Origin of the sequence: Aurantiacibacter atlanticus (assembly GCF_001077815.2) — a bacterium.
Lineage (GTDB): Bacteria > Pseudomonadota > Alphaproteobacteria > Sphingomonadales > Sphingomonadaceae > Alteraurantiacibacter > Alteraurantiacibacter atlanticus.
The window spans coordinates 2,179,043-2,193,745 of the sequence record NZ_CP011310.1; the positions used below are offsets into that span (position 1 = coordinate 2,179,043).

Genomic DNA, 14,703 nt, shown 5'->3' on the forward strand with positions numbered 1-14,703 from the left:
ACCAGTGTCTCGGAGATGTCACAAAACCGTAATGTCATAATTCTAGGGGCCGTTGTCACATTTTGGACACCGAAGGATTACAAGACCGCCGATGCGAGCTTTTGCCCCCATTCCTCTTGCGCTGATGGCGCTTTCGACTCCGGTCATGGCGCAGGATCAGGACAGCGAAGTTGAGGCGCTGCGCGCTCAAGTCGCCCATTTGACCTCGCAATTGGCAGAACTATCGAGCCGGCTCGATGAACTGGAAGATGAAAACGAGGAGGCGGCCGCGCAGCCCGTGCAGGCGGCTCCGGTCAACGCTGCTGCAGCGCCCTCCCACACTCCGCCAGTGCAGGTCAGCATGGCTGCGACCCCCGGAGTTGAAACTTCGAGCGGGATCACATTCAAGCCCTTTGGCCGCCTGATGGTGGATGCAGGAACTACCTCCCTCCCCAACACGCTTGGCCTCGATGAAGGGTTTGGCCAGGAAATCCGGCGCGCGCGGCTTGGTGTTGCCGGGGATATCCCCGGTGACTTTGGCTATAAGATGGAAGTGGATTTTGCCGGCAATGAATTGACCATCACCGATGCCATCCTGAGCTATGAAACCGGTGGGACGGAATTGAGCATAGGCCAGCAAAATGCCTTCCAGTCACTGGAAGAACTTACCAGCAGCCGATTTACTTCCTTCATCGAACGGGCCGCTTTCACCGACGCATTCGGTTTTGATCGCCGCCTTGGCCTGTCTGCACAATATGGCACGGGCGATGTTCTCGTGCAGGCTGGTGTCTTCACATCCAACATAGACACGCTGCCCGACGATAGCTGGAGCATTGATGGGCGCGCGGTCTTTTTCCCTGAACTGGGCGATGCTCAGCTGCATATTGGCGGATCGCTTCATTACCGTGAACTGGAGAGTGATTCGTCGGTCCGCTACCGTCAACGCCCGCTGGTGCATTTCACCTCCGAACGGCTGATCAATACCGGCAATATCGGTGCGACAAGCGAATTTGGTGCCGGACTAGAATTTGCCGCCATCCGTGGGCCGTTGCATTTTGCCGCAGAAGCCTACCGCCAGGACGTTTCCCGCGGTTCAGGCTTGGATGACGTGGTGTTCCACGGCGGATATGTGGAAGCAGGCTTCTTCCTCACGCCGCGTGACAGCCGTGGGTACAAGGGCGGCCGTTTCAATCGTACCCGCCCTGCAAACCCTGTGGGTGAAGGCGGTATCGGTTCTGTGCAGGTCAATTTGCGCTACGATTATCTTGATCTCAACGATGGCGACGTGGCCACTGGTGGGATCGCAGGCGGACAGCAAAACGGTTTCCTAGCCTCGCTTATCTGGACCACCACCGATTACACGCGCTTCCAGTTAAATTATGGCAAGCTTGAATATGACGATGCCGTGCTGACGCTGCCCGGCGGATCACGCGAATATAGTGCAGATGCTTTAGGGGTCCGTGCCGAATTCGATTTCTAGGCGCAGCAAAAAGCTCTCCCGACCCTTGAAATAAGACCGCTATGTGACGCAAATCTGTCGCATCATGGTAATAGAGGGCCACTAATTGAACGCCAACCCAATGGGATCAAACTATGAAGAAGCTTTCACTTATCGTTCTCGCGCTTGCCGCGACCAGCCTGACTGCCTGCGGCTCCCAGGGCGGCAGTGGTGACAGCCGTGACGCTATCCACGCAGTCGGCTCGTCCACTGTATATCCTTTCGCCCGCACCGTTTCCGAAACTTTCTCGCGCGAATACCCCGAATTTCCAGCGGCCAATATTGAATCAATCGGCACCGGCGGCGGTATCGCCACCTTCTGCTCCGGGATCGGGTTCAACACGCCTGATTTTGCCAATGCATCCCGCCGCATGAAGCTCGGCGAATTTGAAACTTGCGCGGAAAATGGCGTAACCGAAATCGTCGAGATACAAGTCGGCATGGACGGCATTGCTTTCGCCAGCGCACAAGGTGGCATCGACATGGCTCTGACCCCTGAGCTGGTTTATCGCGCACTGGCCGCCAATCCCTATGGTGAGGAGCAGACGGCGACCAATTGGAACGATGTCGACCCTTCGTTGCCCGATCTGCCGATCCTCGTTTACGGCCCGCCTTCCACATCCGGCACCCGCGATGCGCTGGCTGAGCTGGTATTAGAGGTCGGCTGCGATGCGAATGCGGATATGGCTGCGATCAAGGAAGCCGACGAGGAACGCCACGACCGTATCTGCACCGAAGTGCGTTCTGATGGTGCCTATGTCGATCAGGGCGAGCAGGATAATCTGATCGTGCAAAAGATCGAAGGCAATCCCAACGCTGTCGGCGTGTTCGGCTATTCCTATCTTGAAGCTAATGCAGACCGTGTGCAGGGCCTTTCCATGAATGGCGTGCAACCGACATATGACAATATCTCCAGCTTCGCCTACCCCGGTGCTCGGCCGCTTTATTTGTATTTGAAGAAAGCACATGTTGGCATCATCCCCGGGATCGAGGAATTCTTGACCACTTGGGTTGCAAACTGGGGTCAAGACGGTTCACTGGCCCAAATCGGCCTCGTGGCGAATCGCGGCGAGGTCATGGACCGGATGGCGGCAGCAACTACCGAAATGCCGGTGCTGACCGCTGAAGACCTGAAATAGAGGCCTGACCGCAACCAATGTCACCAGTCATTCCGTTTATCCTGGCTCTTGGGCTCGGGCTTGCCGGTTGGCTGGTGGCCCGGGCGCGTGCGTGGACTTTCAAACGCGCTGCCCCGCACGGACGCATCGCCGCCCTTCCCGCCTATCATGGCTGGTATGCGGCGTTGTGGATCGCCGTCCCCTTGCTGCTCTGGTTCCTTATATGGACCGGCGTTTCCGGGCAGCTTGTCCTGTCACACGTTCTCGCCAGTCCGGAGGCGCAAGCATTACCGGATTTCGGCCTGCGCCGCGATGCGATGCTGATTGAAGCGCGCAATATCGCCACTGGCGATGCGGTGCGCGTCCTGAATGAGGAATCCTATGCGCTTGCCGAACCGTTCCGGCAGGCCATGTCGCGCTACAACATCATTGGCGCGCTGATCGGATTGCTGATTGCAGGTGCGGGCGCGGCCTGGGCCTTCCTTCGTCTCAAGCCTGATTTTACTGCGCGAACAAGGGTTGAAAGGCTGGTGCTCGCCGCACTGCTGATCGCATCGCTTGTCGCCATTCTCACGACGCTGGGCATCTTCGTCACCCTCGTGTTTGAAACGATCCGCTTCTTCGGCATGGTTTCTCCGATAGATTTCCTGTTCGGGGCGCAGTGGAACCCTGATCCGATGAGCACCTCCTCCAGTCCCGACGGGGATCGCTACGGCGCCATTCCGCTGTTCTGGGGCACGCTGTTCATAGGCGCGATCATCGCCATGATCATCGCCATTCCGCTAGGCATGATGAGCGCGATCTACCTGACCCAATATTCCAGCCGCACTTTGCGCAAATGGGTAAAGCCCGCTCTCGAAATTCTCGCTGGCGTGCCGACCGTGGTCTATGGCTATTTCGCGGCACTGACCATTGCGCCTGCAATACGCGATCTCGCCATTTCACTCGGCTATGCCAATGCCTCCAGCGAGAGCGCGCTTGCCGCGGGCCTTGTGATGGGTGTGATGATCATCCCCTTCGTATCCTCGATGGCCGATGATTCCATTGCAGCCGTGCCACAGGCCATGCGCGATGGATCGCTGGCGATGGGCGCAACCACAAATGAAACGATCCGCCGCGTCATCGTGCCTGCCGCGCTGCCCGGCATCGTCGGCGGCATTATGCTGGCAATCAGCCGTGCGATCGGGGAAACCATGATCGTGGTGATGGCCGCATCCACTGCCGCGAACCTTTCTGCCAATCCGCTTGAATCCATGACCACCGTAACCGTGCAGATCGTGGCTCTCCTTACCGGTGAAGGCAGCTTCGATCACCCCGCCACACTGGCCGCATTCGCGCTTGGCTTTGTGCTGTTCATGGTCACGCTGGCGCTCAACTTCATTGCCCTGCGCGTCGTCAAGAGGTTCCGCGAAGCCTATGAATGAGACGCTCCCCCCTACCCGCACGAAAGCTTTCGAAGCGCGGCTGAAAAAGCGTTATGCCGCGGAAAAGCGGTTCAAGATGCTGGGCCTGTCGGCAATCGTGTTCTCGATCGCAGTCCTGCTATTCCTGCTGGCCACGATGACCATCAATGGCATTGGCGGTTTCCAGCGCGCAGAATTGAAAGTGCCGATTGATTTTCCCGCGATGGGCCTTTCGCTCAATGGCGCCGTAGAGGATCAAACCGAGGCGGAACGAAGGCTGAGCGGACAAGGGCTGCGCGAAGTTGTCCAGTTCAGCGCTGAAGAGGCGCTTGGTGAAGACGCCGCCCAGCACCTCAACAGCGAGGCATGGCGTCTTGTCGCGCATGACATCTATGAAGAACCGGGCATGCTCCAGCGGCAGGAGGAAATCTGGCTGCCTGCAAGCGAGAGCCTTGCCAGCGCCTTTGCCGGAGACGGGCAGACCGATCTGCAACCGCTTGCGAAGGATCTGGAAGAACGCGGCGTTTTGGCGGACAGATTCGATGTCGGCTTTCTTTCCCGCGCCGATGCGACCGATCCGCAACTTGTGGGTATATGGGGCGCGCTGAAGGGCTCGATGCTGACGATGCTCGTCACATTGCTGCTGGCCTTCCCAATCGGTGTTCTGGCCGCGCTCTATCTGGAAGAATATGCACCCAAGAACCGCTGGACCGACGTGATAGAGGTTTCGATAAACAATCTGGCTGCGGTCCCCTCCATTATTTTCGGTTTGCTGGGCATGGCGGTGTTTCTCGCTATTTTTCCAAGCTTTCGCTCGGCTCCTCTCATCGGGGGTATGACATTGGCCCTGATGACAATGCCGGTGATCGTGATTTCGGGCCGTAATGCCATCAAGGCAGTGCCGCCGTCGATCCGTAACGGCGCGCTCGCCGTCGGGGCTTCTCCCGTGCAGGTCGTGTTCCACCATGTCCTGCCGCTGGCTTTGCCCGGCATCCTCACCGGCACGATCATTGGCATGGCGCGCGCTCTGGGTGAAACCGCACCGCTGCTGCTGATCGGCATGCGCGCCTTTGTTGCCACGCCGCCATCGGGTTTTACCGATAATGCCACGGTATTGCCGATGCAGATCTTCCTGTGGTCGGACGAAATTGACCGTGGATTCGTGGAACGCACCAGTGCCGCGATTATTGTGCTATTGGTATTCCTATTGCTGATGAATGGCATTGCCATATATCTGCGCAACCGCTTCGAAAAGAAATGGTAATGCAAGAAACTGCCCAGACCTCCTCTCCCGTCCCCCCACCCATCGATATCGCCGCGCATGGCGAACAGGATGGCTCGGCGTCCAATGTGGCGGCAGAAAATGTCGAGGCGGCGAAGGTCAAAATGCGCGCCAGCGATGTTTCCATCTATTACGGAGAAAAGAAGGCCATCGACAATGTCTCTGTCGATGTCTTCAGCGAATATGTCACCGCCTTCATCGGTCCGTCGGGCTGTGGCAAATCTACTTTCCTGCGCGCTCTCAACCGCATGAATGATACAATTCCCTCGGCCCGCTATACCGGCAAGATCGAACTGGATGGCGAGGATATCTACGCCAGCGGCATGGATGTGGTGCAATTGCGCGCGCGCGTCGGGATGGTGTTCCAAAAGCCCAATCCCTTCCCCAAGTCAATTTATGACAACATCGCCTATGGCCCCAAGATCCACGGCCTTGCAGAAAGCAAATCCGAGCTGGATGCCATCGTCGAAAAGAGCCTGCGCCGCGCGGGCCTGTGGGAAGAGGTGAAGGATCGCCTGAGCGATTCTGGAACGGCACTTTCGGGCGGACAACAGCAGCGACTGTGCATCGCGCGCGCCATTGCTGTCGATCCCGAAGTGATCCTTATGGATGAACCATGTTCCGCGCTGGATCCGATTGCCACCGCCAAGATCGAGGAGCTGATTCACGAATTGCGCGGCCGCTATGCTATCGTCATTGTCACCCATTCGATGCAGCAGGCTGCCCGTGTTTCCCAGCGCACAGCCTTTTTTCACCTCGGCAACCTTGTTGAGTATGGTCACACTTCAGATATATTCACTAATCCCAAGCAGCAACGCACCCAGGATTATATTACGGGCAGATACGGATGAACATGGACCACACCGTCAAGGCATTTGATGAAGACATCACCCAGCTTCGCGGCCTGATCGCGGAAATGGGCGGCCTGGCCGAGTTGGCCATAAGCGAAGCTTTGTCAGCTCTTGTTTCGGGGGACGAAACCAAGGCCAGGCAGGTCATCCTGCGCGACACCAAGCTAGACGAGCTGGAGGCAGAGGTCGATGCAATGGCCGTTCGCATTCTGGCCTTGCGCGCGCCAATGGCAGACGATTTGCGCGAGATCGTGGCCGCACTGAAGATCAGCGGCGTTATCGAGCGGATTGGCGATTATTCCAAGAACATCGCCAAGCGCATTGGTCGCATCGAAGGCCGCAAGACGTTTGAACCGTTGACCCTGCTTTCCGCAATGGGCGAAATCGCCGCCGAAATGGTGCATGACGTGCTCACCGCCTATGCAGCGCGCGATCCGATGCTGGCACGTGAGGTTATTGAGCGTGATGAGAAAGTCGATGCTTTCTACGACAGTATTTTCCGTAATGTTGTCAGTCACATGGTAGAAAACCCTTCCACCATTAGCAGCGCGGCTCAACTCTTGTTTGTGGCGCGCAATATTGAACGGATTGGCGATCACGCCACCAATGTTGCGGAAATGGTCCATTATTCGGCGACCGGCAGCTATCCCAACGACATAGAACGCTAGCGGCTAATGGCGTGCCAAGGCGTGAAAACATTGCACCCGTAAAAATGGCAGTGCAGTTTGCAACAAAACTGCCATGAAAATGTCATACGGAGCATCGGAAGGCCGCGCTTTCCTGCGGTCGTAAACGGGAACACGCCTGAAGATGTCCGCACCCAAACTGCTTCTTGTCGAAGACGATATCGCTCTTGCCGAACTGCTTGAATATCGCTTCGAAAGCGAAGGATATGATGTTCGCAGCACTGGCGACGGTGACGATGCCCTGATGCTGGCGGCCGAAGATGTGCCCGATCTCGTCATTCTTGACTGGATGATCGAAGGCGTCAGCGGCATCGAAGTCTGCCGCCGCCTGCGCCGCGAAAAGGCCACCGCGCATGTGCCCATCATCATGCTTACCGCGCGCGAAGCGGAGGATGACCGTATTCGCGGGCTGGAAACGGGTGCAGATGATTATCTGACCAAGCCGTTTTCCCCGCGCGAATTGCTGGCACGCGTGTCTGCCGTGCTGCGCCGCGTGCGTCCCGCGCTGGCAGGCGAAACCATTGAAGTCGGCGATATGAGGCTTGATCCTGTCGCCCATCGGCTGGAACGGCGCGGCAGTGAATTGCAGGTTGGTCCAACCGAATACCGACTGATAAAGTTCTTCATGGAACATCCACGACGCGTTTTCTCACGCGGACAATTACTCGATGCCGTATGGGGCACGAGCAGCGAGATCGAGGAACGCACTGTCGATGTCCACATTCGCCGCTTGCGAAAGGCCATTGCGATGGAAAACATGCGCGATCCGATCCGCACGGTACGTTCTGCTGGGTACGCGCTAGATCCGGTATGATGCGCCTCTTTTGGCCCGGCCTTTCCGTTCTCTAACGACAGGCGCCAATTCCGGGGGAGCGCCCCTGGTCGAGGTGGAAGTGATTTGCATGGGCAGCATTGTAATCGGGTGACAATACCGCGCCAAAGCTAGCGCATGCCGCATCGCGCACCTCGCGCAGAAATCTGGCTTCTGGCCCGTCTCCGTTCCAATGCTGGAGCAGGCTGATACGCTGACCATCCGCCAGTATGAATGCGGAAATGTCGATGGCATTGCCGGTGGCATGCTCGCTCCAACGGCCTGATTCTGCCCCATACATGCGGCGACAGCTATAGGTGCCCAATTGCTCGATACGCTGGACTGGCGAGCCGAGATTTTCCTGCGCAGCCGGTTGCACGCCATGCCTAAGCCACAAGGCAAAGCCAGCTGCCACCGGGCAGGTCATTTGCGCGGTGGAAGGCGCGAGTGAAAGGTCTGTGGGGATGATCCGATCGGAACGAAGGCATTCCCCCTCTCTCGCCGGATCGAGTGCGGTAAAGCCGATCTCGCTCCGGTTCAGCACGGCATGGCAGGTGGGAATATCGTCTTGCAGAGCGGCAAGTTTTGCAACGGTCGCCAGCCCCACCGGATCGCGCAGATCGAGCGGTGCCCAAGGATTATGTTGCGGATTTTCTACCAGCCATACCCGCCCCGCGAGAAGCAAGGCGATGCCAATCAGCAAAATGACAAGTCCCGCATCCGAGGGCGGAGCGATAGGCCAGCCTTTTCTTGTACGCGTCATCAATGGAAATCGCGTGATTTTGGAATGATGCGCGCATTGCGGGGATGGCCACGAGTGCCCGGCAATTGATCGATCAGGTCGCGGGGACGAATAGGCTGATTGGCAGGACCATCGTTCAAATCGTTGCGAGGATTGGGTTTTCCTGAAGGCAGCGGGCTTGTGACATGATCCGCGCGCGCCAGCGGCGCTTTCAGCAGATCGTCCGAGAGGCGGTGCAACTCTGCGGTCGCATCGGTCATGTGCTGGGCGATCACATGGATGACCTCGTCATCATATTCCACGCGTCCGCGCACTTCCATCAATCGCGATCCCATCACCACTTTGCGCTGCTTTTCCTTAAGATCAGGCCAGACAACCAGATTGATGGTGCCCGTTTCATCTTCCAGCGTGATGAAACAAACCCCCTTGGCGCTGCCCGGTCGCTGACGGATGAGCACAACCCCTGCAACATTAACCATGGAACGCATCTTGCGGTTCCTGAGATCGGCGGCGCGGACAAAGCCGCGTTCGGCCAGTGATGCCCGCAGGAACGCCATCGGATGCGCCTTGAGGCTAAGGCGCGTGGTCTGGTAATCGGCCACCACCTCTTCGGAAAGCGGCATGGCGGGCAGGATCGCACGGCGGCGTTCGGCCCCTTCGTCGCGTTCATCAGCATGGGCGAACAGCGGCAGATCGACCCCGCCCACAAGGCTGCGCGCATCCCACAAGGCCTGCCGCCGTGACAGATCGAGCGAACCGAAGGCATCGGCGCTGGCAAGCCGCTCGATATGGGCCACGGGGATACGCGTGCGATCACGCAGTTCCGCCACATCGGCATAGCTCCCGTCATCGGCACGCGCGGCAAGAAGCGTGGCGGCAACATGTTCGGGCAGACCATCGATCTGCCTCAACCCCAGCCGCAGCGCGACATGACGATCCTGACGGCCACTGTCCTTTGCATCTGTGTGCCGCGTCTTACGCGCCTGCTCTACCTCCAGCGTGCAATCCCATTGCGAAAGGTTCACATCCACCGGCAACACCGCGACCCCGTGCTCACGCGCATCGCGCACGATCTGGGCAGGCGCATAAAAGCCCATTGGCTGCGAATTGAGCAGGCCACAGGCAAAGGCAGCGGGAAAATGGCATTTGAGCCAACTGCTGACATAGACCAGATGAGCAAAGCTGGCGGCGTGGCTTTCGGGGAAACCATATTCGCCGAAGCCGCGGATCTGGTTGAAGCAGCGTTGCGCGAAATCGCGATCATAGCCGCGCTGCACCATGCGTTCGACCATCATGTCCTGCAATTCGTCGACCATGCCGCGGCTGCGGAAGGTCGCCATTGCCTTGCGCAGGCGGTTGGCCTCCGCAGACGAGAACTTGGCCGCATCCAGCGCGATCTTCATCGCCTGTTCCTGAAAGATCGGCACGCCCAGCGTGCGCTCCAGAATGCTGGAGAGTTCATCGGGCGGGCCGTGCTGCGCGCCCGGTGCGGGTATTTCCACTTTTTCCGCCCCGCGCCTTCGCCGCAGATAGGGATGCACCATATCCCCCTGAATGGGGCCGGGCCGCACGATTGCGACCTGGATGACAAGATCATAGAATTCGCGCGGACGCAGGCGCGGCAGCATGTTCATCTGCGCGCGGCTTTCCACCTGGAACACGCCCAGCGAATCCCCCTTGCGCAGCATGGCGTAGGTTTCCGGGTCCTCTCGCGGCACGCTGGCGAGCGTAAGACGGCGATCATGGTGGTCTTCCAGCAGATCGAGGCACTTCTTGATGCAGGTCAACATGCCCAGCGCCAGCACATCCACCTTGAGGATGCCCAATGCCTCGATATCGTCCTTGTCCCATTCAATGAAAGTGCGATCAGGCATGGCGCCATTGCCGATAGGTACGGTTTCGCTCAACGGTCCTTGTGTAAGGATAAAACCGCCAACATGCTGACCAAGATGACGTGGCATTCCAACCATTTGCCGGGTGAGTGCCAGAATTCGTTTCAAGTGCGGGTCAGACAGGTCCATACCCGTTTCGGCCACGTGATCGTCACCGATTTCCTTGCCCCACCCACCCCATACGGTGCGCGCCAGCGACGCGGTGACATCTTCTGACAGCCCCATCGCCTTGCCCACTTCGCGGATCGCCATGCGCGGGCGGTAATGGATAACGGTGGCAGCCAGCCCGGCGCGGTGGCGGCCATATTTGCGATAAATATACTGGATCACCTCCTCGCGCCGCTCATGCTCGAAATCGACATCGATATCGGGCGGTTCCTTGCGCTCTTCGGATATGAACCGATCAAACAACAATTGGTGGCGTGCCGGGTCTACCGAGGTGATTTCGAGGCAATAACACACGGCTGAATTGGCCGCGCTACCCCTGCCCTGACACAGGATCGGCGGTTCCACACTACGGGCGAAATCGACGATATCCTTGATGGTGAGGAAATAGCGCGCAAGGTCCAGCTTGCCGATCAGCGCCAATTCGCGCTCCAGCGTGGTGCCCACGCTATCGGGCACGCCGGAAGGATAGCGACGCTGCGCCCCCTTCCACGTTTCGGCCGCCAGATGTTCCTGCGGCGTTATGCCATCGGGGTGGATTTCTTCCGGATATTCATATTGCAATTCATCCAGACTGAAATCGCAGCCATCAGCCACCGCCCGCGCCGCCGTGATCGCGTGTGGCCAGCGTTCAAACAGGCTGAGCATCTCCTCTGGCCCCTTGAGGTGCCGTTCGGCATTCGCGTGCAGCAGGTGTCCGGCGCGCGCCAGCGTGGTCTTGTGCCAGATCGCGGTCATCACATCCTGCAAGGGCCGCCGTTCGGGCGCGTGGTAATGCACATCATTGGTGGCAAGCAGCGCCAGTCCGTTGGCGCGCGCCAGCGTGTCGAGCCTGTCGATCCGCGCGATATCATTCCCGCGGTAGAGGAAGGCAGCGGCAATATGGCGCAGACCCGAAAGCTGCCGGACGATATGCGGGATGAGGTCGATAAAAGGCTGCGTGATGATGCGAGAAGCATCGACGGGGCAATTGTCCGCACCTTGCGCATCACCCAGCGGAAACGGCACCACATTGCTCGGCACACGAAGGGTGAATTCCTGCTCCAGTTCGCGTGGGGGGAGCAGGATAAGCTGCACGCCTTCGCAATGGTCTGCCAACATGGAAAGGCTGATCTGACACACGCCCTTGTCCTGCCATTCGCCATCCAGCGTGGCCATGCGCCCGGCGCTGATCAGGCGGCACAACTGGCCATAGGCAGCGCGGTCTTTGGGGTAGGCAAGGAAGGCAAGCCCCTCCTGCGTTTCGATACGTGTGCCGATAACGGGGCGCAGCTTGAGCGTTTTTGCCTCCGTGTGGACGCGCACCACGCCCGCCATGCTGTTGGCATCGGCAATCCCGATGGCATCATAGCCCAGCGCACGGGCGCGCAGCACCAGGTCGACCGCATCGGATGCCCCGCGCAGAAAGCTGAAGCACGATACCAGGCCCAGTTCGACAAAGGGCGCAGGCGTTGGCGGCTCTATGCTGTCGGGATCAAGCTCGATCGTGCGCTTCGGGAGGAGGTCGCTTTCGGGCACGTCACTCCTCAAGCTCCGCCAGCTGACCCAGCCGCACCTTCACCGCTGCCAGATCGGCTGCGAACAGACGTTCTTGCTCGGCCCGCGCTTCTCCGTCGAGGCGCAGAAGATAGGAGGGATGCACGGTGATCCACAATTCACTGCCATCGTCCAGCATCATCGGGGCACCGCGCACCTTGCTGACGCTAACCGTCTTGCCCAGCATCCCGCGCGCTGCGCTGGCCCCCAGCGCCAGCACAAGCTTGGGCTGGACGATGGCGCGCTCTGCTTCCTGCCACCAGCGGCAGGTGTCGATTTCCTTCGCAGCAGGCGACTGGTGCAGCCGCCGTTTGCCACGCTGGACATATTTGAAATGCTTGACCGTATTGGTGACATAGGCGCTGCTCCGCGCGATCCCCGCAACCTCCAGCGCCGTATCCAGCACCTGTCCGGCAGGGCCGACAAAAGGACGTCCCGCCAGATCCTCCTGATCGCCGGGCTGCTCCCCCACGATCATCAGATCGGCATCATCCGGCCCCTCTCCCATTACAGCGCGGTTATCGAGCGCGCCGATGGGGCATTTGCTGCAGGCATGGATCGCCTTCTCGATTGCGGCCAGCGTTTCGGGACGCTCCTCGAATTCCAGCTTTCCGGCTGAAACCATTTCGGATTCGCGCTTCTGTGCGCCCGCCACCAGTTCGGGAATGAGCGCGGCTTCGGGCATGTTTTTCCAATATTTGCGCGGCATTTCCTTCAGCATCGCGCCGATTTTCAGCCGTGCAGGGTTGAAGATGGAAGCATAATATTTGCGCCAGAGATCTTCTGCTGGATCGCCGCTGGGCGCATCCGATTTTTGCGCCGGAGGGCCTTCGCACAAGACCTCGCCATCCCAGTGGAGCGAGCCGCTTGGCGTCAGGATGGACCAGCGCATATTGGCAAACCGGCGCACGAAAAAGCCCGCCTCGCGCCGCAGGATGTGATGCTCTGGCTCAAACCAGGCGACATAATGTTCAAGAGCTTCGGGTTCGTCCACATTCTCTACCAGACGAAAACGGACGAAGGCGTGCATCTTGTGCGCATCGCGGCGCACCGTCTTGTCCAGTTCTTCCACACGCCGCACGTCGAGATCGGCCCTGTCTTCCATCAGGCGCGGATTGGCCTGCAAACGCCACAGCAGGCGATACAGCAAGGCAAAGCGCTGGGAATCGCAATGCAGTGCGGCATTCTGCGCCAATTGCATGAAACGCTTGCTTGCGCGCACCGGCGCCGTTGCGTCGTCGGGCACAGGCAGGCGGCGGTCGCCATGTGAAAAAAGCGAGCCGGTGGCGCCGGGCTCCACCCATGCCACGCGATCAGGCGGCACATCGCATTGCACCAATTGCCTCGCCCGATCCCGCCAGAAGGCAAAGTCGTCCGGCTCAGGCATATTCACCACGTAATAGGTGCCAAGCTTCACATGCTGCAGCGCTGTCATGCCGCGAACAGTTCAAGCTGTTCCTGCTTTGGCGCGAGCAGGCTGCGCAAATTTGCGTGGTCGGTCAGCAAAACAGGGCGCCAGTCTGCGGTCACGATGAACGGACGTATCTTCACAACCGAAACGGTGAGCCGCGCGACATCATCAAGGCGCAATGTGCGGTGGCGGCGGCTGGCCAGTATCTGGCCCACCGCGCGTGTGCCCAGCCCCGGCACACGCAGCAACATTTCGCGCGAGGAACGGTTCACATCTACTGGAAATTGTTCACGAAACTTCAATGCCCACGCCAGCTTCGGATCAATATCGAGCGGTAAATTCCCGTCAGCTTCGGTGGCCTGCATCACCTCATGCGGAGCAAAACCGTAAAACCGCATAAGCCAGTCCGACTGGTAAAGCCGGTGTTCGCGCATCAGCGGCGGACGTTTGAGCGGCAGGACCGCGCTAGCATCGGGAATGGGCGAGAAGGCTGAATAATAGACGCGGCGCAGCTTGAAACGACCATAGAGATGGCTTGCCTTGCCCACGATATCGGAATCGCTGGCGCTGTCTGCCCCGACGATCATCTGCGTCGATTGCCCACCCGGCGCAAAGCGCGGGGCGTGGCGGAAACGCTTGCGTTCATCCTTGGCCTGAACAATCGCGCCTTTCACCCCGCCCATCGCACCTTCGATCTGGCTGGCGTTCTTATCGGGAGCGAGGCGAGTAAGTCCGGCATCGGTAGGCAATTCGACATTGATCGAGACACGATCGGCATAAAGACCCGCCTGATGCACCAGTTCGGCATCGGCTTCAGGGATAGTCTTGAGATGGATATAACCACGAAAATCGTGATCTTCCCGCAGGATGCGCGCAGTTTCTACCAATTGTTCCATCGTATAATTGGCGCTTTTGATAATGCCTGACGACAGGAACAGCCCTTCGATATAATTGCGCCGGTAGAAGGTCAGCGTAAGATCCGCCACTTCCTGCGGCGTAAAGCGCGCACGGCGCACATTGCTGCTCTTGCGGTTCACGCAATAATGGCAATCGAAGATGCAATGGTTGGTCAGCAGTATCTTCAACAACGAGATGCAGCGACCATCGGGCGCATAGGCGTGACAAATGCCCATCCCCTCTGTCGACCCGATACCCTTGCCGCCCTTGCTGCTGCGTTTCGCCGTGCCGGAAGATGCGCAAGAGGCATCGTATTTTGCCGCATCAGCAAGGATTCCCAGCTTCTGAATAGTGTCGAGAGCAGTCATATGTTCTTTATATGTTCTTTTGTAGGATTCGCCAAACCCAAATTCCCTTGCGCATTTTTGCCGG

The 14,703-nt window shown here is 58.8% G+C and carries 11 protein-coding genes; 7 read left to right on the top strand and 4 right to left on the bottom strand.

Annotated features, from left to right (window positions below; translation table 11 throughout):
• Positions 1-91 precede the first annotated feature (91 nt).
• The 7 genes from CP97_RS10555 to phoB all read left to right on the top strand — a co-directional run bounded on the left by CP97_RS10555 (position 92) and on the right by phoB (position 7,631).
• The gene (locus CP97_RS10555; RefSeq protein ID WP_048885909.1) at positions 92-1,459 is read left to right on the top strand and encodes an OprO/OprP family phosphate-selective porin; all 1,368 of its coding nucleotides are present in this window, start codon (positions 92-94) and stop codon (positions 1,457-1,459) included.
• 113 nt (positions 1,460-1,572) lie between these two features.
• Complete coding sequence (locus CP97_RS10560) at positions 1,573-2,616, top strand: substrate-binding domain-containing protein (RefSeq protein ID WP_048885910.1); 1,044 nt, start codon at positions 1,573-1,575, stop codon at positions 2,614-2,616.
• A 17-nt stretch (positions 2,617-2,633) separates the two neighbouring features.
• Entirely contained in the window at positions 2,634-4,019 is a 1,386-nt protein-coding gene (gene pstC, locus CP97_RS10565; protein WP_048885911.1) for a phosphate ABC transporter permease subunit PstC, read from the top strand.
• Positions 4,012-5,262, top strand: a complete 1,251-nt coding sequence (pstA, locus tag CP97_RS10570; RefSeq protein ID WP_048885912.1) for a phosphate ABC transporter permease PstA — start codon at positions 4,012-4,014, stop codon at positions 5,260-5,262. The genes pstC and pstA overlap by 8 nt, the downstream gene beginning before the upstream one ends.
• 122 nt (positions 5,263-5,384) lie before the next feature.
• Entirely contained in the window at positions 5,385-6,131 is a 747-nt protein-coding gene (gene pstB, locus CP97_RS10575; protein ID WP_048886933.1) for a phosphate ABC transporter ATP-binding protein PstB, read from the top strand.
• Complete coding sequence (gene phoU, locus CP97_RS10580; RefSeq protein ID WP_048885913.1) at positions 6,128-6,799, top strand: phosphate signaling complex protein PhoU; 672 nt, start codon at positions 6,128-6,130, stop codon at positions 6,797-6,799. The genes pstB and phoU overlap by 4 nt, the downstream gene beginning before the upstream one ends.
• A 142-nt stretch (positions 6,800-6,941) precedes the next feature.
• Positions 6,942-7,631: a phosphate regulon transcriptional regulator PhoB gene (phoB, locus tag CP97_RS10585; RefSeq protein WP_048885914.1), complete on the top strand. Its 690-nt coding sequence runs from the start codon at positions 6,942-6,944 to the stop codon at positions 7,629-7,631.
• Between the two features lie 31 nt (positions 7,632-7,662).
• Here the strand turns inward: phoB and CP97_RS10590 are convergent, their stop codons facing one another.
• Genes CP97_RS10590 through CP97_RS10605 form a run of 4 tightly spaced genes read right to left on the bottom strand, consistent with a single transcriptional unit; the run spans position 7,663 to position 14,639 of the window.
• Positions 7,663-8,391, bottom strand: a complete 729-nt coding sequence (locus CP97_RS10590) for an extensin-like domain-containing protein (RefSeq protein WP_048885915.1) — start codon at positions 8,389-8,391, stop codon at positions 7,663-7,665.
• Positions 8,391-11,945: an error-prone DNA polymerase gene (locus CP97_RS10595; protein WP_048885916.1), complete on the bottom strand. Its 3,555-nt coding sequence runs from the start codon at positions 11,943-11,945 to the stop codon at positions 8,391-8,393. Before CP97_RS10595 ends, CP97_RS10590 begins: the two co-directional genes overlap by 1 nt.
• Position 11,946: 1 nt before the next feature.
• Complete coding sequence (locus CP97_RS10600) at positions 11,947-13,398, bottom strand: UdgX family uracil-DNA binding protein (RefSeq protein ID WP_048885917.1); 1,452 nt, start codon at positions 13,396-13,398, stop codon at positions 11,947-11,949.
• Positions 13,395-14,639 carry a putative DNA modification/repair radical SAM protein gene (locus CP97_RS10605; RefSeq protein ID WP_048885918.1) on the bottom strand — a complete coding sequence of 415 codons (1,245 nt, stop codon included), beginning with the start codon at positions 14,637-14,639 and terminating at the stop codon, positions 13,395-13,397. The genes CP97_RS10600 and CP97_RS10605 overlap by 4 nt, the downstream gene beginning before the upstream one ends.
• Positions 14,640-14,703: the final 64 nt, after the last annotated feature.

Bases quoted from the DNA above. Each gene is read 5' to 3' on its own strand.
- pstA (WP_048885912.1), top strand. From the start codon at position 4,012: ATGAATGAGACGCTCCCCCCTACCCGCACGAAAGCTTTCGAAGCGCGG.
- phoU (WP_048885913.1), top strand. From the start codon at position 6,128: ATGAACATGGACCACACCGTCAAGGCATTTGATGAAGACATCACCCAG.
- CP97_RS10560 (WP_048885910.1), top strand. From the start codon at position 1,573: ATGAAGAAGCTTTCACTTATCGTTCTCGCGCTTGCCGCGACCAGCCTG.
- phoB (WP_048885914.1), top strand. From the start codon at position 6,942: ATGTCCGCACCCAAACTGCTTCTTGTCGAAGACGATATCGCTCTTGCC.
- pstB (WP_048886933.1), top strand. From the start codon at position 5,385: ATGCGCGCCAGCGATGTTTCCATCTATTACGGAGAAAAGAAGGCCATC.
- CP97_RS10600 (WP_048885917.1), bottom strand. From the start codon at position 13,398: ATGACAGCGCTGCAGCATGTGAAGCTTGGCACCTATTACGTGGTGAAT.
- pstC (WP_048885911.1), top strand. From the start codon at position 2,634: ATGTCACCAGTCATTCCGTTTATCCTGGCTCTTGGGCTCGGGCTTGCC.
- CP97_RS10605 (WP_048885918.1), bottom strand. From the start codon at position 14,639: ATGACTGCTCTCGACACTATTCAGAAGCTGGGAATCCTTGCTGATGCG.
- CP97_RS10555 (WP_048885909.1), top strand. From the start codon at position 92: ATGCGAGCTTTTGCCCCCATTCCTCTTGCGCTGATGGCGCTTTCGACT.
- CP97_RS10590 (WP_048885915.1), bottom strand. From the start codon at position 8,391: ATGACGCGTACAAGAAAAGGCTGGCCTATCGCTCCGCCCTCGGATGCG.